This window comes from Arenibacter echinorum (assembly GCF_003259375.1).
GTDB classification, from domain to species: domain Bacteria; phylum Bacteroidota; class Bacteroidia; order Flavobacteriales; family Flavobacteriaceae; genus Arenibacter; species Arenibacter echinorum.
Genome location: NZ_QLLN01000003.1, coordinates 68978 through 88629, shown reverse-complemented (window position 1 = coordinate 88629; position 19652 = coordinate 68978). Strand labels below are relative to the sequence as shown.

The window sequence follows — 19652 nt, the reverse complement described above, 5'->3', positions numbered from 1 at the left end:
TTATTCAATTAGTATGTATAATTAAAAGACATTCCGGTTTTTAACATCTATGGTTTAACACTACTATATATCTAAATTATATCTCAATGGCACATTTTACCCCGAAAATTGCTGAGGAAGAACGACTGGCAGTTCCCGAAACTTACAAAAATTGGAAGAAATGGGGTCCGTATTTGGCGGAAAGACAATGGGGTACCGTTCGGGAAGATTATAGTGAGCATGGACATGCATGGGATTTTGTAGATCATGAAAAAGCGCGTAGCAATGCCTATAGATGGGGAGAAGAAGGCATAGGCGGTTTTTGCGATTCAAGGGAAATAATGTGCTTGGCACCGGCCTTTTGGAATGGGAAGGATAAAATTTTAAAGGAACGCTTGTTCGGCCTTACCAATAACCAGGGAAATCACGGAGAAGATGTTAAGGAACTCTATTTTCATCAGGTGTCCACACCAACCCACTCCTACTGCAAATACCTATATAAGTATCCACAGAAAAAATTTCCATATCTGGAGTTGGTCAATAACAATATTCGTAGCCGGGAAGATATGGAATATGAGTTGTTGGATTCCAAATCTTTTAACAACAATGCCTATTTCGATTGTTATATTGAATACGCCAAAGCCGATGTGGAAGATATTCTAATGAAAATCACGGTGGTCAACAGAGGCAGCAAAAAGGCCAATATACATGTGCTGCCACACCTCTGGTTTAGAAATTTTTGGAAGCACAATAAGCGGTTTAGCCGCCCTAGCATGAAATCCATAGGCGATAATTGTATACAATCCAGAAGTATAAGAAACGGTAGACATTATTTTTACCATGAAAATGGCGAGCAGTTATTCTGTGAAAATGAGACCAACAACAAACGTATTTATAATGTTGCCAATGAGGTAGACTATGTTAAGGATGGTATCAATGACCATGTAGTTAATGGTAAGCCCACTGTAAATCCGGCAAAAAATGGATCCAAGTCGGCCGTCTGGTATAAATTTAAGTTAAAGGCAGGGGAAGAAAAGAGCATTAGGATACGTCTTAGCAAGAAGAAATTAGAGAATCCCTGGTCCGATTTTGACGCGGTATTCGATCAAAGGATAAAAGAAAGTGAGGATTTTTATGGCAATATCCTAAAGACTGATCTACCAGAAGCCCACCAATCCATAGCAAAAAGTGCCTTCTCAGGTTTGTTGTGGACCAAGCAATTCTATTACTATGATGTTTTTAAATGGCTTTTTGGGGGGCCAGGGGAACCAAAGCCCTTCCGTGCGGCAGCTCGAAATTTTAGTTGGCAACACCTTACCAATAGGCATGTGATATCCATGCCGGACAAATGGGAATACCCATGGTATGCAGCCTGGGACCTTGCCTTTCATATGGTTTCCTTTGTGGAAATAGATCCCTATTTTGCCAAAGAACAATTGCTATTGGTATTACGGGAGAGCTATATGCATCCCAACGGGCAAATACCTGCCTACGAATGGAATTTTAGTGACGTTAACCCACCTGTACATTCTTGGGCGGTTTGGAACGTTTACGAGAAAGATAAATTACGCACAGGTAAAGGGGACACCAAGTTTTTGGAACATGCGTTCCAAAAATTACTCATCAATTTTACTTGGTGGGTAAACCAAAAAGATAAACACGGTACGGACCTTTTTGAAGGTGGATTTTTAGGTCTGGACAACATTGGGGTGTTCGATCGTAATCATATGCCTGAAGGCGTTAGCAGAATGCAGCAGGCCGATGCCACGAGTTGGATGGCCATGTTTACCGTAAATATGCTGCGTATGTCACTGGAATTGGCCAAGACCAATAAGGTTTATGAAGAGTCGGCTGCCAAATTCTTCAGGCACTTCTTAAATATTGCCTGGGCCATGCACCATATCGGAACAAAGGATATCTCGCTCTGGGATGATGAGGACGATTTTTATTACGACGTTGTTGAACTCTCCAATGGCACCACAAATCGACTAAAGGTTAGATCTTTGGTGGGTATAATTCCCTTATTTGCCGTTGAGGTCATTCACAAGGACCTCTTTGAGCAGTTGAAGGAATTTAAAATTAGGGCGGCCGAAATTGTTAGGACCAGACCAGATCTGGCCTCCCTGATCTCCAATATAGAAGAGGCCAACAAAGATGGCAACTATCTGTTTTCAATCATGAGGGCCTATAGACTGGAAAAACTCCTAATACGGCTCTTGGATGAAGATGAGTTTCTATCCGATTTTGGGATTCGTTCCCTTTCAAAATATCACAAGGACCATCCTTTTGTATTTGCACATAACGGTCATTATACTATTCACTACGAACCTGGTGAAAGTAAGTCCAATATGTTCGGGGGAAACTCCAATTGGCGGGGCCCTATTTGGATGCCATTGAATTATATGATTATTCAGTCTTTGCGAAAGTATTATACTTTCTATGGACCTACCTATCAGTATGAATTCCCAACTGGTTCTGGAAAGAAACTCAATCTAAATGAAATTGCCAACGAGCTTACCAAAAGGTTGGTGAAATTGTTCGAGCCCAATTCCGAAGGCAAATTCCAATATCATGCGGAGGACCGGAATAAACTTTTCTCTAAAGATGAACACTTCAAGAAGCAACATCTCTTTTATGAATTTTTCGACGGTGATAATGGTAAGGGTCTTGGGGCTTCACATCAAACGGGATGGACGGCGCTTATTGCAAATTTGATTATGGAAATGGACGAATCAGAGTCCTAAGTCTTACATTTTTCAAACATTTATAAAAATCTAGACCTCACATTGTGGGGTCTCTTGCATTTTGAACCTGAAATTCCAACCATATTTATTATCTTTCTAAAGTGGCAAGGAATAATTACCAATTTCTATCACATTGTAATATGCATACTCCCCCGGTATAGCTCATTATTGAACACAAACCAACCAAAAAAAATGAAAACGAAAATTTTTGCCTCTCTTACATGCTTCCTTCTTTTTGTCCTTAATTTAAGCGCACAGCCCCGCCAAGAACTGGTAGAGGTAATCGTAAGTCCTGACCATGCCGACTGGACCTACTCTCTTGGTGAACAGGCCGAATTTTCAATTTCGGTTTATAGAAACAATGTACTCCTAGACGGCATCGAAATTGAATATATTATGGAACCGGATCCAGGATATAGAACCTTAAAAATTTGGGATGAAGGCACACGTATCCTCAAAAATAATTCTACCAAAATAAAATCCAAAAAATTCACCGAACCAGGATTTCTCCGTTGCACTGCAACCGTTGAAGTAGATGGAAAGGAATATTCATCCTATACCACGGTAGGTTTTGCACCAGACAAAATACAGCCCACGACCACTTTACCGAAGGATTTTGAGTCGTTTTGGGAAAAAGGCAAGGAAGAATTAAACCAAGTACCCATGAACGCGGTACTGACTTTGATGCCCGAACGCTGTACCGACAAGGTAGATGTTTACCATGTGCAATTGGACAATATAAAAGGAAAAATCTATGGCATTCTTACCAAACCCAAAAAAGCGGGGAAATACCCTGCCATCCTACACGTGCCGGGGGCAGGAATACGGCCTTATTATGGGGAAATTGACGAGGCTGCGGAAGGTTTCATTTCTTTTACCATTGGTATTCACGGCATTCCGGTAAACCTGGATCAAAGTGTTTATGATGATCTTAGTAGAGGAGCCCTGAACGGTTACCAGACCTTTAATTTGGATGATAGGGACAATGCCTATTACCGCCGTGTATATCTCGGCTGTGTTAGAGCGGTAGATTTCATAGAAAGTGTGGATGGTTTTAATGGCGAAGATATTGCGGTTACCGGTGGTAGCCAGGGCGGTGCGCTTTCCATTGTGACGGCCGGTTTGGATGATAGAATTGATTATTTGGCAGCCTTCTACCCTGCACTCTCCGATATGACCGGTTTTTTACATGGGCGTGCCGGAGGTTGGCCTCAAATTTTCGTTGAGGAATTCACCAACAAACCCGAGAAAATAGAAGTTTCAAAATATTACGATGTAGTGAATTTTGCACGTTTCGTAAAAGTACCTGGATGGTACAGTTGGGGCTATAATGACAATGTATGTCCCCCTGCCTCTACCTATTCGGCCTATAATGTATTGACAGCTCCGAAGGAGTTACATCTTTTCCAAAAAACGCAACATTGGACCTACCCTGAACAGCAGGAATTAAAAAAAGAATGGCTATTTACCAAGCTAAAGAAATAAAAAAGATCCAACTCTATTTTTTTTGGTAGTGGTTGTACCTCTATTTATTAAACCAAACTAAACGTTCATGAAGACTAAAGACCAACAACGTAGAGAATTTATAAAGCAAAGTAGTTTAGGACTACTGGGCCTAACGCTTTTACCTTCGGCCTATGGCCAGTTTGCTCCCAGCGATCGCCTACGAGTGGCCCACATTGGCGTAGGCGGTATGGGCAACAGCCATATGAAATGGTTCAGCGCTTTGCCGGAAGTTGATGTGGTAGCACTTTGCGATGTAGACGAAATGCACCTTGCAAGTAGCCTAAAAACAATGCAAACCCTTCAGCCCGGAAAAAAGGTGAAAGGCTATGGAGATTTCCGAAATATTCTGGACCGTAATGACATTGATGCCATCACCTGTGCTACCCCGGACCATTGGCATGCACAGATCGCAACTTTGGCTTTTCAGGCAGGAAAGGATGTGTACGGTGAAAAACCGCTGTCCTATGATGTTAAAGAAGGGCAAATGATGCTCAAAAATTTGAAAAAACACGACCGTATTTTTCAAATGGGAACGCAGATACATGCTACCGATAATTACCATCGTGTGGTAGAAATTATAAAGTCGGGCGCCATTGGTAATGTACACACGGTTCGTTTATGGAAAACAGGTGCACCACCAAATTTGGGCAATCCTAAAAGTGTGGCGGTTCCCAAAGGTCTTAATTGGGATATGTGGCTGGGACCTGCACCCTATGTAGATTATATGCCGGAGAAATGCCACTTTACATATCGTTATTTCTTGGATTATTCAGGAGGCTTCTTTGCCGATTTCTGGTGCCATATTGCCGATGTTGCCTTTTGGGCCTTGGAACCCAAGGGTCTAAAAAGTATTGTTGCCCGAGGGGAGAAGGTCGAAGGCATCGCCGACACTCCAAAATGGATCGAAATCGATTATGAGTTCGACGGATTAAATCTCTATTGGACCAGTGAACCTCCAAATGTTCCTGGTGCCGCAGAGCGAGGAATAGGCGCCTATTTTGAAGGAGACAAGGGGAGTTTAATCTGTGATTACAATTCCCGTGAAATCACCATCAATGGTGAAACTATGACCGATATTCCGGAAATACCACAAAGCATTATCCGCTCTCCGGGGCACCAACAAAACTTTGTGGATGCCGTAAAGTCGAGAACCCAACCTGAATCAAATCTTGCCTATGCCCGCAGCATGACTCTGCCCATGCATTTGGGATTGATTTCATACAGATTGGGAAGGAAACTCAATTGGGATTCGGAAAAGGAGAAATTTATCGGAGATTCTGAGGCCAATGGCCTTTTGTCCAGAAAACCTCGGAAACCCTGGCGATTGGTGACCTAATCCCTATATACCCTAAACAACTATCATTGATAAAAATCAATCGAACCCATGTTGCCCAAAATAAATAAAACGCCTAATAATAAGCCCTGTTTAACCCCATTTAACTATGATTTCTGTATTCTTAAAACTAAATATTAATAGTTTTAAGCATTTAAAATTTGTGCTAAAATGAATAAAAGAATTGCCTTGAAAATTATGTTCCTATTGCTTGGAACACTTTTGATATTCCACTTATTAATTTTCACAGAGCAAATACCCTATGATAAAGTCTGGGCAGGTAAATTAAATTCTGTTGAGGAAATGAAAGCCTTTGAAGCTTTTTCCATCCTGATCAATCTCTTCATGATTTTGATACTGTCCATTAAATACAAACTTTTGGAGAGCGGAAAAAGAAATAAGGTCATTGATATACTCATATGGATATTTGTGGTCTTTTTTGCCTTGAATACCATAGGTAATCTTTTTGCCAAAAACTTGATAGAACTATTTTTGGGAAGTTTTTTGACCCTAGTTTGCTCTATTCTTTGCTTTATTATTGTAAAAAAAGAAAACTCAAAACAGATCAATAGGTAAGAGTCAATTCTCCCCTGTGCTACATTAGTCATACAAAATCGTAGGCTTATATTTTTTTCAAAACTGAAACGGGAAATTATATTGAATACAATAAAATTGAAGTCTACTTGGTCCTTTTCTTTAATATTCCCGAATTTTACAAAAACAAAAATCCATTATAATGCCTGAAAACAAAATTGCAGTAGTAACAGGAGGAAGCCGAGGCCTAGGTAAGGATATGGCCATTAATATCGCCAAAAAAGGAATTGATGTCATTATTACCTACCACTCCAACAAATCGGCGGCAGATAAAGTTGTGGCCGAGATAAGGAACCTGGGCAGATTGGCGTATGCGCTACAATTGGATACCGCTAAGATTAATTCCTTTGATCAATTCTTCAATCAGCTTTCCACCTATTTAAAAACAGAAACAGCTAAGGAAAAATTCGATTTTTTGATAAACAATGCCGGTACCGGAATTTATCAACCTTTTATCGAAACCACGGAAGAACAGTTTGATGAAATGGTCAATGTTCATTTCAAGGGAGTCTATTTCCTAACCCAAAAGGCCCTGCCCTATTTAAATGACGGTAGTAGAATTATTAACATTTCTTCCGGTCTAACCAGATTTACTTTTCCAAATTCATCGGCCTATGCCCCAACAAAAGCTGCTGTAGAAGTATTTACCAGGTACTTGGCCAAGGAATTGGCACATAGAAAAATTACTGCCAATGTTGTGGCCCCTGGTGCCGTAGGAACTGATTTTGGTGGCGGGGAAAACAAGACCAACGAGCAAAAAAGAAAGGCGGTCACTGCTGCCACTGCCTTGGGAAGAGTGGGAGAACCCGAAGATATTGGTGGTGTGGTGGCATTTTTGTGTACCGGGGACGCTCGCTGGATCAATGGTCAGCGCATTGAAGCTTCGGGAGGGATTCTATTATAGAACAATTTGGATTTTATAAAGAAGCTATGATGTTCCGCATATCATACAGAACGGATTTATACCACTATCTGAAACATTTTGGAGGAGTGTAACATTGGTCACTGTACAACACAGCTAATTCGAATACCTTAGTTCCATAAATATTTAAATATAGAACAATGGAACAAGGTCAAGTACAAGAACAAATCAGTATGCCACGAATAGGTGATGCTGCCCCAGAATTTAAAGCTGTTACTACCCAAGGTAATATAAATTTTCCAAGTGATTACAAAGGTGATTGGGTAATCTTATTTAGTCATCCGGCCGACTTTACTCCTGTTTGTACCTCGGAGTTTATGACCTTTGCCACTATGGAAGATAAGTTTGCAGAAGCAAATTGTAAGCTTGTTGGTCTTTCAATAGATGGCTTGTACAGCCATATTGCATGGTTACGTACCATAAAGGAAAAAATAGAGTACAAAGGAATGAAAAATGTGGAAGTAAATTTTCCTTTAATTGAAGACATTACCATGGAGGTTGCCAAAAAGTATGGAATGATTCAACCCAATGAGGATTCAACAAAAGCGGTTAGGGCTGTTTTCTTTATTGATCCAAAGGGGATAATAAGGACTATCATTTATTATCCTTTAAGTTTGGGAAGAAACTTTGATGAATTATACAGAGTAATCATTGCATTGCAGGCTGCTGACGAATTTGGGGTTGCCACTCCTGCCGATTGGCGTCCGGGTGATGACGTAATAGTAGGACCCGCCGGTTCCTGTGGAACGGCAAAAGACAGAATGGAAGACAGTGAAATAGATTGCAAGGATTGGTTCTTCTGTACCAAAAAGTTGGATAAGGATACCGTACTGGATAGAGTGTTGAACAAAAGGAAAAAACACGAAGCCCTAACAACCTAAAAATTAAGCCCAACAGTGGTCCTCTTTAAGGAAACGGATCTTAAAGAACAAACCCCGCCATTGTAGCAGGGTTTGTTCTTTAATAAAATTTCAATATGCCTTGGCTTTTTAAATACGGGTCCCAGAAACAAAAAGAGGGCTTAAAAGCCCTCTTTATTATATTTACCCTAAATAATTTGGTCTACTACTCTTCGCCATCTAAAGCTCCAACTGTCAGGGCTTCTTCATTTTCAAAAGTATCCAATGCTTCTAAGTCTTCATTATGTGCATTGGGCTCCGAACTTGAAGCCTTTAGGGCATTGAACTTTTCCAATTGGTCCAAATCCCCTTCATCTCCAGAGAAATAGGGAAATACGTCCATGATCGGAGATTCTGAAATTACAGGAATAGTGTAGTCGCCCATAGTACCTTTCATAGCCAGTATGGTATTATCATAGGCTTCCTTCACATCATTGGCCTGAACCAACAAATAAATATTGGTTTTTCTTTCCTTACCGCTATTTTCATCAAAGGCAATTAAAGCAACTTTCGACTTAAACCAACGATCTGAATTTTCGAAAGGATGCACCTCAGAAAAATTCGCAACCTTTATATTAGTAATCAAAAATTCTTCACTAGTATAGGCGGCCATCTCCTCATTTATTCTACTTTCCGCTTCGGTATAGGATATAGCATCCAATAAATAGGTTTCCGTAGTTACTTTTTGCTCTCCCGTTTCATGTGTTTTTCTGTATTTTACTTTGCACTCGTACCAAGTCTGACTCATATCTATTTTTTTTAAGGAAGCCAAAAATAGTCCTTAAAGAAAAACTTGTCCCCCTATTCACTAAATAGATATTCACAATTTCCATACTAGGAGCATATTGAAACAGTAATCGTAGGTAAGTATTTTTGAATGGAAATTACCTGCTAGAACATAATCGCCCGAAGTCCAATATTTTACAATGAAAGGCTTCAAAATGTAGGGTCTAAACTGACGATGGGAACGTTAAGTTGTTATTCTTCAATTCACACTGATGCACCTAATATATTCTTGCTATAGCTTATTAAGGTCAAAGGAATAAATATTTCCCAAATCATCAGAGAAGAATATAAGTTTGGGCTCATTAGGTAAAAAACTAGCCTTACTGGAGGTAACGTCACCGTTTTTCCCAATTATTTTGGTTTTTAATTGGATGATTTCCCTAAACTCCCAGCCATCTTTCTTTTTTATAATTTCATTGACAGAAATAAAATATAGATTATTCCCTCTATTCTTTACTGCATGTACTTCAAATATCTTTCCTGATTCAACATGATTAATAATAGGACGGGAAGGACTCCTTTCCTCAGTGAGGTTCTCGTACGGAATGTTGATCCATCTTCCCTCCTTGTCCCTTAATCGTAATACAAACTGAGGTTGATCTATTTTGTCCACACTGTTCTTGGTGACCATGGCCATTTCCCCATTTTCAAACACAGTGGCATTCAAGTGATCGTCTGCGTTATTATCGCCCTGTTGAACAATTATGGGTGCTGACCAATTATTGGGCTCTTCCCCGTCTATATGGATTCGCTCAATGATGGATTGAGTGTTTTGGTTGGACCAGATAGCGGATACCTGATTTTTTAGAGTAACTATTAATGAAATATCGTCTGCATTGATGTTGTCTGCCAGCGTAAATGGATCCGACCAATCCCTACCATTTATGGAATGCCAAACCATAATTCTTTGGTCCACATCTGCACTTACCCAAAATTGATTTTTTGAATCTCGGGTAATGGTAGCAGTTTCAACGGATTGACAATCCTGAGGAATAGGAAGGGATTCCTTCCATTGATGTTCGTATTTTTTGTTTTGGTGGGAATACGTTATTTGTACTACATCCAAAGCACATTCCCCAACCAGGACTATATGCGCCTCATCATCCTTGTTATATACGTCCGCCCTACTGGGTAAATTATGCCATGCCTTATTTACTTCAAATTGACTCGCCCAGGCAGTAGTTTCTTTTTTTAATAATTTTGGACCGTCGGCATCCCCAACTATCAACCATTGCCCATATTGGTTTGCCCATGATTTTGACTGGGGTTTATCTGCAGTTGCATCCCCGTAATTCACATGAAAGATAGGCTCCAAATATAGTTCAGGGGTATTGGTCTCTTGAGAAAATACTCCATATCCGGAGATCAATAGACAAATAAATGGAGAAAAGGAAAGTAAAATGCTTTTTAGTTTCATACTGTTTCCAACTAGGTTGCCAAGTTAATCTTATAAACTTATAGTCGGGATAAAAGAAAGGTTAACCATGTATAAATAATTCGTAACCATTCCATACCCATATAATTATGGACCAATTTAGCAGGAGGTCGATTATATTCGCTGTCGTATGGATAAACTTAAGAATTAATTTTTTAACGGATCGATAATAATTGAAATTGGTCCTAAGTGCATCCTATCTCTGTATATTTTGAGAACGTTGATATTCCTTCCAAAAATAAAATACACTCAAGATTCCTAATTTAAATGATTTCCATCTTATAAAACTCCTCCAATTGGGAATTACAGCTGAAGTTGACTTCCAAATCTTTTACAATTCCTGTTCCCACACCATAAACCCATCCATGAAGGTAAAGATCCTGCTTTCTTTCCCATGCATTTTGTACAATCGAAGTTTTCGCCAAATTGAATACCTGTTCCATGGCGTTGTATTCAACAAAGCGTTTAAAGAGTTCCTCTTCCCCCTTTATTACCCCCAATGCATCTTGATGGTGTCTGTAGACATCCCTGATATGGCGAATCCAATTATCCGCAAGACCATATGATTTACTTCCCATAGCAGCCTTTACGCCCCCGCAGCCGTAATGTCCACAAACAATAATATGTTTTATCTTAAGTACATTAACCGCGTAATCCAGCACACTTAGCATATTCATATCGGAATGTACTACCATATTGGCTATGTTTCTATGTACAAAAACCTCTCCTGGCTTGGCCCCTATAATCTCATTGGCAGGTACCCGACTATCTGAACATCCGATCCATAACAAAGGTGGTTGTTGTCCCTTTTCAAGTTTTTTAAAAAATTCCGGGTCACTATCCAATTTGGATTGTACCCACTTTCTATTATTCTCGATCAAGCTTTTATAAAATTCTGTTTTCATAATGTTTTCTTTTTACTCACTAAGTGAGATTTGTATGTTCCGACGTTTGCCATTAGGTATTTGACTATTAATGCCCTAATTGAAATACCTGATGTCCGAAATATTTCCTAAAACTTTCCGGATTGTCCAAGGTTTCCTTTTCAGCAATCATTTTAATATTGATGTTATTATTCTTCGCTTTGATAGAAAATTCATCCAAATACTCCAAGATATCGTAGTCTAGAATCTTGGTCTTTCTAAAATCCAGTTCCAGGTAGGAATCCCTTTCTAAGGCATCCAACTCCTTCATAATAGGCCCTTTATTAATAAAGGTCACCTCCTCGGCAAAATTGATATGAAATAGATTTCTTTTCCCTTGGTACTCCTTTAGTAGCACATGATGTGAATTATAGTATGACTTTAAAAGTACAACTATCAACCCGATCGTCAACCCTATTAAAATCCCTTTTAACAAGTCGGTGGCCACTATACCAATAACCGTTACCATAAAAGGAATGAATTGAGCCTTGCCCAATCTATACATCTGCACAAACGACTTGGGGTTGGCAAGCTTATACCCGATTACCAAAAGCACACTGGCTAAAACAGCCTGTGGAATTAGGTTGAGCAAGGTAGGTATCGCAATGACACTTAGCAAGATCAGGAATCCGTGTAAAATGGCGGAGAGTTTGGTCATTGCCCCACTCATTACGTTCGCTGTACTGCGAACAACCACTTGGGTTATGGGTATACCTCCTATCAAACCTGAGATACTGTTTCCGATTCCCTGTGCAATCAATTCCCTGTTCGTTGGTGTCTGTCTCTTAAAGGGATCTAATTTGTCCGTGGCCTCCACGCTCAATAAGGTCTCAAGACTTGCAACGATGGCGATGGTAAAGGCTACTACATAGACCGATCCATTGGTCAAGGAAGAAAAGTCTGGCAGTGTGAACTGTCCCATAAAAGACGAAAAATCCTTAGGAACGGGGACACTTACCAACTGACTTTCATGCAGGGCGAGGAAACCTGATGTTCCAAATGAAACATAGATTATTATGCCGACAATCACCGCAATAAGCGGGGCAGGAATTAGTTTGAAAATTTTATTTTTTTTGGCCAGGATTTCATCCCAAAACAAGAGTATACCCAATGATACCAAGGTAATCAATATGGCACCTGGTGTAATTTGATCGTGAAGCCCACTTAAATCGATTCTATCCGTATTGACATCGCCACTGAATCCTAACGCCAATGGAATCTGCTGTATAAAAATCATGATTCCAATAGCACTGAGCATCCCCTTGATTACCGCCGATGGGAAATAATAACCAATAACCCCTGCTCGAAAAACTCCCAGTAGAATCTGGATGATCCCTGCTAAAATTACAGCGGTAAGAAAAAGTTCGTAACTGCCCAATTCGGTTATGGCGTTAAAGACAATTACCACCAGCCCAGCGGCGGGTCCACTGACCCCAATGGCGGAACCTGATAGATAGCCAACCAGTACCCCTCCTATTAGCCCTGCGATAAGACCTGCAAACGGAGGTGCCCCACTGGCCAGGGCCACGCCTAAACATAGAGGCAATGCTACAAAGAAAACTACAAGACTCGATGGCAAGTCTTTTTTCCAGTGTTTAAATAAATTCATGGAATTATAAGATTACAAAATAAGGCATATAATCCCGTCCTGTATAAATAACATAGGGAAGGTCGTATATGATTAATAATTAACTATAGGCTACCATAACTTATGTGTATTATGGTAAGAGTAAATTGAATTATTAACCTATATGTTCTGGAGGAGGGGTAGGTTGGGAAATTCCAATGATTTGGATTTCAAGATTGGAATTCGTGGGCATCTCAAACCTATTGCTACTATAGAGATAATTGGTAGGAGGTAATTGTTTAATGGGTAGATCAAAATCGATTACTTCCTCATCTAGATCGGATTCGGAACCATCCTGATTATCCTGCTGTTCCTGCTCAATTACCATAATGGCATCAGCTGAATATTTTAAAACAATCTCATGAACCAATCCCAACATAAAAACGAGGGACAACAGGCTTGAAAAAAAATAATGAGGATGGATTATCAATTTTTTACAAAAAATTTAATTTTGTTGAAATTTTCACAGTAAATGTATAATTATGCAGAATATAATACATTAAAATACTGTTAAATGGAATGTTAATTAAATTATTCGTAAAATTGAGTTTATATTTAGGGCATTCTCCAATTTTTTAAATATATAAAGTCTGAATTATATAATTTTTAACTCTTAAATAGACAATCCAATAATAAATTCGAATAAATAATAAATTATCGGAATTAATTAAAAGATTTGAACTGGCAACACTTACTTTAGGTTAACCAAGGTACTGATACATTATATATTAAGACGTCAGAGATAAATAAATATTAAACTACTATGTGCAAAAATCAGTTTAACACCTTAACATTAGGTCTGCTATTGGCAGTCCTTATGGGCTGTAAAAGCAATAAATCCAACAATAATACTATAACAGAGGATAAGGTAATCATCTCTGTAAAAAGCGATCACTTCTTATCCGGTGGATTATCCGAGCCCATTTCAATTGAAAAAAGAACGCTATCTGACGGTTCAACTGCTGATTGTTATAAAATAGTGGTCACAGCAACGCCAACAGATCATGAAATGGGTCCTTGGTGCCCAAACAATATTTCGGACGATGCTAGCGCCGGCGGTATTTGGTTAAGTGACGGAAAGGTATATGATGTAGACGGTGCCTTTGTACAAAATTTGGCAACATTCTATGATGATGATACGTGGATGATGTATGACAGTGAAACTGGTGAAATAACAAAAACAAAAACATTGCAGGAGTGTGAGGATGCCGCTAATCCAAATGTAGGAGAAGAATATGAAAACTTTTGTGTAGAATGTTTACCTTCCTATGTAGCTGATGTAACCCACACCTACTATATTCCAGTTACTCCCAAAAAAGCAGTTAGTCCATATGCCTTTGCAAGAGGTCCAGGAGGTGGGGCACCCGGAGGAAGAGGCGCTGGAGGCCCAGATGGACCAGACAGACCTGATCGCCCTGGAGGTCCTGAGGGTCGCCCCCAAGACGGAGATCGTAGAGGTCCTGAAGGTCGTTCCGGTATGGGTCCCTCCGATAGAGGCTTGGCATTCAACGGAATAGTATTTAATGCTCCTGCCCCCGTAGATAACATTTTGAATGCCTACACTTTGGCTCCATTCGATGATGCCGGCGGACATATCAATCTAGCCGCAGGTTATCATTATCATGCTGCAACAGGACTTTCCAAAAAAATAGAACAAGCAGATAAACACGCTGCTATGATAGGTTATGCCTTTGACGGGTATGGCATCTTTGAAAATACGGATGCAGGTGGACAGGAATACACTGATTTGGATGAGTCCAGAGGACATTATGATGAGACCAGAGGGTATCATTATCATGTAGACAAAGCCGGCAACAACAATTTCATAAATGGTCTAAGAGGTGTATATGCTCAATAAAAAAAGGCTATTAAAATTATTTGTTCTTTGCTTAATGTTGGTGGGTAATGTAGTATTTGCCCATCAGCTTGATCTGTCCAATGTCATTATCTCCAAAACTAATAATGGGCAGGTAATCTTACAGATCAACAGCTCCTTAACCGCCTTTCAGGATGAAATTAATTACAATAATGGACAAGGCTCGTATAAATCACCTGAAGAGTTTCAAAACTTGGTTCTTCAACATTTTAAAGCTAATTTTTCATTTATTGTTAATAAGCAGCAACCCTTACAATTTAATGATGCAAAGGTATTCTTGGGGCATGAAACAAAAATAGTTACCGAAATTATGGGACTTCCAGATACCATAAATACTGTTTTCTTAAAAAATGAAATGTTTGAGGATATTTATAATAACCAATCTATTGTGATTTTTCTGTTGGAAGGGTTTCCTAAGGAAAAATATACTTTGGATAATAACCATGGTCACGAATTAAATATCGCGCTGAACGATGGGAAATGGGAAAACTTAAAGGCAGAACAGGCCAGTTTTAATATAGGATATATCTTTCTACTGCTTATTTTAATTTCCATCTTAATTTTTATTTATTTAAAGTTTGTAAAACAACCACGACACTTTAAGCACAGCTAAAAACAACAGGACTTTTTGCTCAGAGACAAATAAAAATATTGGGAAATATGATAAAAGTCACATTTCTATTTAAATTCCAATCGTATATTTGCGATAAGCAATAGCTTATTAAGAATATGCCTAGAGCTGCTGCTGGAAGAAGTCATGGATTTACTGTAACAGACACATACATGTGGTTATTATGAGCCACTGTAAATTGATAATTTGCCAACGAACAACATAACATTCTACTTAGAGAGATGAAACGAAGTTTAGAACATATAGAATACAAGGAAGACACCGAAGCTTTGGCAAAATTTGCAAAAGCCTTAGGGCATCCTACACGTATTGCCATTTTAAAGCATCTTGAGAACCAATCCTGTTGTTTCACAGGCGATTTGGTGGATGTATTTCCTTTGGCTCAATCTACGGTTTCCCAACATCTAAAGGAACTGAAAAATGCTGGTCTTATTCAAGGAGAATTAAAGCCGCCCAAAATAAAGTACTGTATAGATCAAGAAAACTGGAACATTGCAAAATCGTTGTTTCAGAAATTTTTCGATTGATATCTTTTATTAAACCTATCGTCTATTGGCGATAAACTAAAATTAGCATTATGAGCAAAGTAATTAAAATATTGGGGACAGGTTGTCCAAAATGTCAGTCCATGACCGGAGTAGTTCAAAATGTGATCTCCGAAAACAACATTGACGCAACTATTGAAAAAGTTGAGGATATCATGGAAATAATGAAATACAATGTAATGACCACACCGGCATTGGTAATAGATGATGTTATTACCATAAAAGGCCGGGTACCATCAAAAGATGAGGTATTGGCACTATTAAACTAATTATAATGAGTTCTATGAATTATCAAATCAAGGCATCATCCATTTCCAATCAAGATGCCGTTATTCATATTAAGCAATCCAATATAGATTTTGGAACGACTCCAAATACTGCTGAAACCTTGCCAAATCCAGCCGAATTATTATTGGGGTCATTTGCTGCCTGTATATTGAAAAATGTAGAACGTTTTTCGGGTATGATGAATTTTAGTTTTACGAAGGCCACACTTGAAGTCAGTGCCACACGTCTTGAAAATCCACCAAGGATGGACAATATCCTATACAATTTAACTATATATAGCAGCGATAAAAAATTGAATACGGATTTACTTAAAAAGAACCTTGAAAAGTTTGGTACTATCTACAATACCTTAAAGCTCTCATGCACAATTTCAGGAACAATAGACATTATTGAACATGTTTGATTGGTTACAACATTTTGCCGATTGGCTCATATATACTGTTTTTAAGGTTGGGGCGGAATCCCATTTGGGAACTGCTCTTAATTTCTTTGTATATGATACCCTGAAAATTCTAATTCTCCTATTTTTTGTTGTGTTTATTATGGGAATAGTTAATGCCTATTTTCCTGTAGAACGACTAAAAGAATATCTGAACAAAAAGAAGCTTTACGGTTTGGAATACTTTTTTTCTTCCGTATTTGGTGCCATAACTCCTTTTTGCTCCTGCTCTTCGGTGCCTCTATTTATTGGTTTTGTGCAGGGTGGAATTCCCTTAGGTGTCACCTTTTCTTTTTTGATTACCTCTCCATTGGTGAATGAAGTTGCCCTGGCTATGTTCCTTGGTATGTTTGGCGTAAAAGCTACCTTGATTTATGCTGTTTCAGGTATTGTTCTGGGTACCATTGGTGGTTGGCTACTTGGCAAATTTAACCTGGAACCTTTACTTTCGGATTGGGTAAAGAAGATTCTTGATAATAAAATGCAACATGGCCAATACGAAGGGGTAAAACAGACTTTTTACCAACGCTTGCCCGAAATTTCACGTGGAGCCTGGGATATAGTAAAAGGTGTACTTCTTTATGTGGTTATCGGGATTGCCATTGGTGCTGCCATGCACGGCTATGTTCCTGAAAACTTTTTTAATACCTACTTGGGAGGTGACCAATGGTGGACTGTTCCCCTTGCTGTACTTGTTGCAGTGCCCATGTATGCCAATGCCGCAGGAATTGTTCCTATCATTCAGGTTTTTGTAGCCAAAGGGGTACCACTGGGCACTGCAATTGCCTTTATGATGGCAACGGTAGGCTTATCCATTCCTGAAGCTACTTTGCTTAAAAAAGTAATGTCCCTAAAGTTAATTGCCATCTTTTTTGGGATTGTGACACTCTGCATCATTCTTTCAGGATATCTTTTTAATCTTATGTTATAACAAATTGTACAGACTTATGAAAAAACTAGTTTTAATCCTAGTATTAATTGCCTTTTCACTTCAAAGCTCAATAGCTCAAAACTCTCCAAAAGTGTATACAAAAGGAGCAATGAAAGATATGGGAACCACCTATCCCCTTGAGGTTTGGCTGGATACCCTGCCCGATAAATCCAATTTGTACGCAATGGGTCCCTATGATAAAATGAAGGGCGAGATAACCGTTTTTGATGGCAAGCCCTTCTTTGCCACAGCATTTGTAAAAGACAAGGGTGTGGTTAGTCAAAATTGGGATATTCGTTCTCCTTTTTTCGTCTATAGCAATGTGAAAGAATGGGAAGAATTTAATTTAACTGGTCCCATAAATAGTACTCAGGAAATACAGGAAAAAGTGGCTGCATTGGCAAAGAGCAAAGGTTATGATTTAAAAGAACCATTCGCTTTTCGGATTGCCGGGAAATTTAACCAAATCACCGCTCATATCGTTACCCCCAGAAGCCCGGAAATTGAAGGCTATAAACCCAATGTAAAATCACAAAATTTTTATTTGGAAAACAACAATGGAGAATTATTGGGTTTCTATTCTGAACAGCATCAGGGAATATTCACGGGATCAAACAGTTTTGTTCATATACACTTTTTGAAGGACGACCAGACTTTTATGGGACATTTGGATGAAATTACCACAGGCAACCAATCATATAAGCTTTACCTGCCCAAAAAGCAGCCCATAGTTAAAACTGCTATGCAGGTCAATGATACCGATTTTTCAAAAGGACGTTTAGGGAATATTCAAAATATAGATTTGGATGATCTGGTAAAATTTCATGGCCATCTTTGTGATGGACTGGTAGTAGGGCATCTTGCTTTGCAAATGGCAATGAACGAGTTATATCCAGATGGTATCATAGACCGTACTAATACGCGAATAGTGAGCAAAGCTTCCCCTTGCCTTACCGATGCCGCCATATATACAACTGGAGGCAGATACCAATTTAATACATTCTACATATCCAATAATATGGATGAATTGTTTAGGGTTCAACGTATCGATACCAAAAGAGCTGTAGCCGTACAAATGAAGAAAGGTCTAAAACCGATGGAGATTGACCAACTTGGAGCTTTGGCCGCAAAAGGGGAACTGTCGGCCTGCGATTTGGATATATTAAAAGGAATGGAAGATGATTTTACCGAATTGCTACTTTCCACAGATCCAATAGATAATTTCTCCCTAACTAAAATTACCGATTTTAAATGGAGCCCTGTATTAAAGAACGATTACACGAAAACGGATATTCTCAATAAAAACAAAACTAAATGTGAGTAACAAACCCTGGAGAATGATTTTACCTTTCTTAAAGAGCTACCAATGAGTGTGGATAATAATATAGAAATTTCGCAAAATAGCCGGGGTGCCTTTAACGATCGTTTATCAATTAACCTGTGGCTCTTAATAACTAGCCCCACGAATAAAACGGTCCCTACCCGCTTCCCTATTCGCAATTATATAATTGGGCAGGACTGAAATAAAAACAAAATATTTATATTTGGGCCAGAACCAATCTGGATAGTAGTCTTAAACCTTTACTTAAAATTACAAAGTGGAACCTACTACTCCATTATCCCAACTAGAGATGCAGAACAGATCCCCTCTCCTTTTTTTATTAGCCCTATTGCTTTTACAAACATCTTTGACTTTTGGACAAAAAAATGAACCCACCACTGGGCCAGTTTTCAATGATATTGGTGCTGTATTCTCCATTGATAATTTGGATTTCCTGCCCGATACATCTAAGGAATTAAAGGCAATCTTTGACATCGACAGAAAGCAAACAGATCCAAGTATAGGCAATCCTATCATCTCCAGTCTGCACCGCTATTACAATATGCATGTGCGATACGGAGTCCCCAAGGACAAAATTAAATTAGCTCTTGTATTGCATGGAAGTTCCACGAAAGATGCACTGTCCCCTGCTGTTTACAAAGAAAAATATAATACGGACAACCCTAATAGGGATTTAATAAAAGCACTTTCCAATATTGGTGTAGATGTTTTTTTATGCGGACAATCAATGTCTTCCACGGGCTATAGCAAGGAAGATCTACTACCTGAGGTAAAAGTTGCGCTATCCGCCATGACGGTGTTGACCGTATATCAAATGAATAATTATGCCCTGATTAAATTCTAAACCGAGGC

19 protein-coding genes are annotated in these 19652 nt (G+C 39.0%); 14 read left to right on the top strand and 5 right to left on the bottom strand.

Features of this window, described 5'->3' with window-relative positions:
- The first annotated feature begins 86 nt into the window (after positions 1 to 86).
- The 6 genes from LV92_RS07620 (at position 87) to LV92_RS07595 (ending at position 7959) form a co-directional block, all read left to right on the top strand.
- On the top strand, positions 87 to 2723 hold the full coding sequence (locus LV92_RS07620) for an MGH1-like glycoside hydrolase domain-containing protein (RefSeq protein ID WP_111623068.1): 2637 nt from the start codon (positions 87 to 89) through the stop codon (positions 2721 to 2723).
- A 192-nt stretch (positions 2724 to 2915) separates the two neighbouring features.
- Positions 2916 to 4208, top strand: a complete 1293-nt coding sequence (locus LV92_RS07615; protein ID WP_111623067.1) for an acetylxylan esterase — start codon at positions 2916 to 2918, stop codon at positions 4206 to 4208.
- 67 nt (positions 4209 to 4275) lie between these two features.
- Positions 4276 to 5565 carry a Gfo/Idh/MocA family protein gene (locus LV92_RS07610; protein WP_111623066.1) on the top strand — a complete coding sequence of 430 codons (1290 nt, stop codon included), beginning with the start codon at positions 4276 to 4278 and terminating at the stop codon, positions 5563 to 5565.
- A gap of 168 nt (positions 5566 to 5733) precedes the next feature.
- Positions 5734 to 6138, top strand: coding sequence for a hypothetical protein (locus LV92_RS07605; RefSeq protein WP_111623065.1), 405 nt, complete (start codon positions 5734 to 5736; stop codon positions 6136 to 6138).
- 160 nt (positions 6139 to 6298) lie between these two features.
- Positions 6299 to 7060, top strand: a complete 762-nt coding sequence (locus tag LV92_RS07600; RefSeq protein WP_111623064.1) for an SDR family oxidoreductase — start codon at positions 6299 to 6301, stop codon at positions 7058 to 7060.
- 158 nt (positions 7061 to 7218) lie between these two features.
- A complete protein-coding gene (locus tag LV92_RS07595; protein WP_111623063.1) occupies positions 7219 to 7959 on the top strand; it encodes a peroxiredoxin in 741 nt (246 codons plus the stop codon).
- 184 nt (positions 7960 to 8143) lie between these two features.
- On the opposite strand, the gene LV92_RS07590 is transcribed toward LV92_RS07595, so the two are convergent.
- The 5 genes from LV92_RS07590 to LV92_RS07570 all read right to left on the bottom strand — a co-directional run bounded on the left by LV92_RS07590 (position 8144) and on the right by LV92_RS07570 (position 13127).
- The gene (locus tag LV92_RS07590) at positions 8144 to 8725 is read right to left on the bottom strand and encodes a DUF4494 domain-containing protein (protein ID WP_111623062.1); all 582 of its coding nucleotides are present in this window, start codon (positions 8723 to 8725) and stop codon (positions 8144 to 8146) included.
- Positions 8726 to 8995: 270 nt separating this feature from the next.
- Positions 8996 to 10180: a hypothetical protein gene (locus LV92_RS07585; RefSeq protein ID WP_111623061.1), complete on the bottom strand. Its 1185-nt coding sequence runs from the start codon at positions 10178 to 10180 to the stop codon at positions 8996 to 8998.
- 281 nt (positions 10181 to 10461) lie between these two features.
- Positions 10462 to 11103, bottom strand: coding sequence for a carbonate dehydratase (gene can / locus LV92_RS07580; protein ID WP_111623060.1), 642 nt, complete (start codon positions 11101 to 11103; stop codon positions 10462 to 10464).
- 67 nt (positions 11104 to 11170) lie between these two features.
- On the bottom strand, positions 11171 to 12730 hold the full coding sequence (locus tag LV92_RS07575) for a SulP family inorganic anion transporter (RefSeq protein WP_111623059.1): 1560 nt from the start codon (positions 12728 to 12730) through the stop codon (positions 11171 to 11173).
- Between the two features lie 133 nt (positions 12731 to 12863).
- Entirely contained in the window at positions 12864 to 13127 is a 264-nt protein-coding gene (locus tag LV92_RS07570; protein WP_111623058.1) for a hypothetical protein, read from the bottom strand.
- Positions 13128 to 13511: 384 nt separating this feature from the next.
- On the opposite strand from LV92_RS07570, the gene LV92_RS07565 reads away from it, so the two are divergent.
- The 8 genes from LV92_RS07565 (at position 13512) to LV92_RS07530 (ending at position 19644) form a co-directional block, all read left to right on the top strand.
- Complete coding sequence (locus tag LV92_RS07565; RefSeq protein ID WP_211322945.1) at positions 13512 to 14606, top strand: YHYH protein; 1095 nt, start codon at positions 13512 to 13514, stop codon at positions 14604 to 14606.
- Positions 14596 to 15237, top strand: coding sequence for a hypothetical protein (locus LV92_RS07560; RefSeq protein ID WP_146613523.1), 642 nt, complete (start codon positions 14596 to 14598; stop codon positions 15235 to 15237). Before LV92_RS07565 ends, LV92_RS07560 begins: the two co-directional genes overlap by 11 nt.
- 239 nt (positions 15238 to 15476) lie before the next feature.
- On the top strand, positions 15477 to 15782 hold the full coding sequence (locus LV92_RS07555; RefSeq protein WP_111623055.1) for an ArsR/SmtB family transcription factor: 306 nt from the start codon (positions 15477 to 15479) through the stop codon (positions 15780 to 15782).
- A gap of 50 nt (positions 15783 to 15832) precedes the next feature.
- Positions 15833 to 16069, top strand: coding sequence for a thioredoxin family protein (locus LV92_RS07550; RefSeq protein ID WP_072861685.1), 237 nt, complete (start codon positions 15833 to 15835; stop codon positions 16067 to 16069).
- Positions 16070 to 16074: 5 nt separating this feature from the next.
- On the top strand, positions 16075 to 16491 hold the full coding sequence (locus LV92_RS07545; protein WP_245946296.1) for an OsmC family protein: 417 nt from the start codon (positions 16075 to 16077) through the stop codon (positions 16489 to 16491).
- On the top strand, positions 16484 to 17458 hold the full coding sequence (locus LV92_RS07540) for a permease (protein WP_111623053.1): 975 nt from the start codon (positions 16484 to 16486) through the stop codon (positions 17456 to 17458). Before LV92_RS07545 ends, LV92_RS07540 begins: the two co-directional genes overlap by 8 nt.
- A gap of 16 nt (positions 17459 to 17474) precedes the next feature.
- Complete coding sequence (locus tag LV92_RS07535; RefSeq protein ID WP_111623052.1) at positions 17475 to 18782, top strand: acetolactate decarboxylase; 1308 nt, start codon at positions 17475 to 17477, stop codon at positions 18780 to 18782.
- 307 nt (positions 18783 to 19089) lie between these two features.
- Positions 19090 to 19644, top strand: coding sequence for a DsrE family protein (locus LV92_RS07530; protein ID WP_111623051.1), 555 nt, complete (start codon positions 19090 to 19092; stop codon positions 19642 to 19644).
- Positions 19645 to 19652 lie beyond the last annotated feature (8 nt).

Coding starts and splice junctions, on each gene's coding strand:
- LV92_RS07575 (WP_111623059.1), bottom strand. CDS start 12,730: ATGAATTTATTTAAACACTGGAAAAAAGACTTGCCATCGAGTCTTGTA.
- LV92_RS07530 (WP_111623051.1), top strand. CDS start 19,090: ATGCAGAACAGATCCCCTCTCCTTTTTTTATTAGCCCTATTGCTTTTA.
- LV92_RS07545 (WP_245946296.1), top strand. CDS start 16,075: ATGAGTTCTATGAATTATCAAATCAAGGCATCATCCATTTCCAATCAA.
- LV92_RS07535 (WP_111623052.1), top strand. CDS start 17,475: ATGAAAAAACTAGTTTTAATCCTAGTATTAATTGCCTTTTCACTTCAA.
- LV92_RS07620 (WP_111623068.1), top strand. CDS start 87: ATGGCACATTTTACCCCGAAAATTGCTGAGGAAGAACGACTGGCAGTT.
- LV92_RS07590 (WP_111623062.1), bottom strand. CDS start 8,725: ATGAGTCAGACTTGGTACGAGTGCAAAGTAAAATACAGAAAAACACAT.
- LV92_RS07600 (WP_111623064.1), top strand. CDS start 6,299: ATGCCTGAAAACAAAATTGCAGTAGTAACAGGAGGAAGCCGAGGCCTA.
- LV92_RS07610 (WP_111623066.1), top strand. CDS start 4,276: ATGAAGACTAAAGACCAACAACGTAGAGAATTTATAAAGCAAAGTAGT.
- LV92_RS07615 (WP_111623067.1), top strand. CDS start 2,916: ATGAAAACGAAAATTTTTGCCTCTCTTACATGCTTCCTTCTTTTTGTC.
- LV92_RS07570 (WP_111623058.1), bottom strand. CDS start 13,127: ATGTTGGGATTGGTTCATGAGATTGTTTTAAAATATTCAGCTGATGCC.
- can (WP_111623060.1), bottom strand. CDS start 11,103: ATGAAAACAGAATTTTATAAAAGCTTGATCGAGAATAATAGAAAGTGG.
- LV92_RS07540 (WP_111623053.1), top strand. CDS start 16,484: ATGTTTGATTGGTTACAACATTTTGCCGATTGGCTCATATATACTGTT.
- LV92_RS07555 (WP_111623055.1), top strand. CDS start 15,477: ATGAAACGAAGTTTAGAACATATAGAATACAAGGAAGACACCGAAGCT.
- LV92_RS07605 (WP_111623065.1), top strand. CDS start 5,734: ATGAATAAAAGAATTGCCTTGAAAATTATGTTCCTATTGCTTGGAACA.
- LV92_RS07550 (WP_072861685.1), top strand. CDS start 15,833: ATGAGCAAAGTAATTAAAATATTGGGGACAGGTTGTCCAAAATGTCAG.
- LV92_RS07595 (WP_111623063.1), top strand. CDS start 7,219: ATGGAACAAGGTCAAGTACAAGAACAAATCAGTATGCCACGAATAGGT.
- LV92_RS07585 (WP_111623061.1), bottom strand. CDS start 10,180: ATGAAACTAAAAAGCATTTTACTTTCCTTTTCTCCATTTATTTGTCTA.
- LV92_RS07565 (WP_211322945.1), top strand. CDS start 13,512: ATGTGCAAAAATCAGTTTAACACCTTAACATTAGGTCTGCTATTGGCA.
- LV92_RS07560 (WP_146613523.1), top strand. CDS start 14,596: ATGCTCAATAAAAAAAGGCTATTAAAATTATTTGTTCTTTGCTTAATG.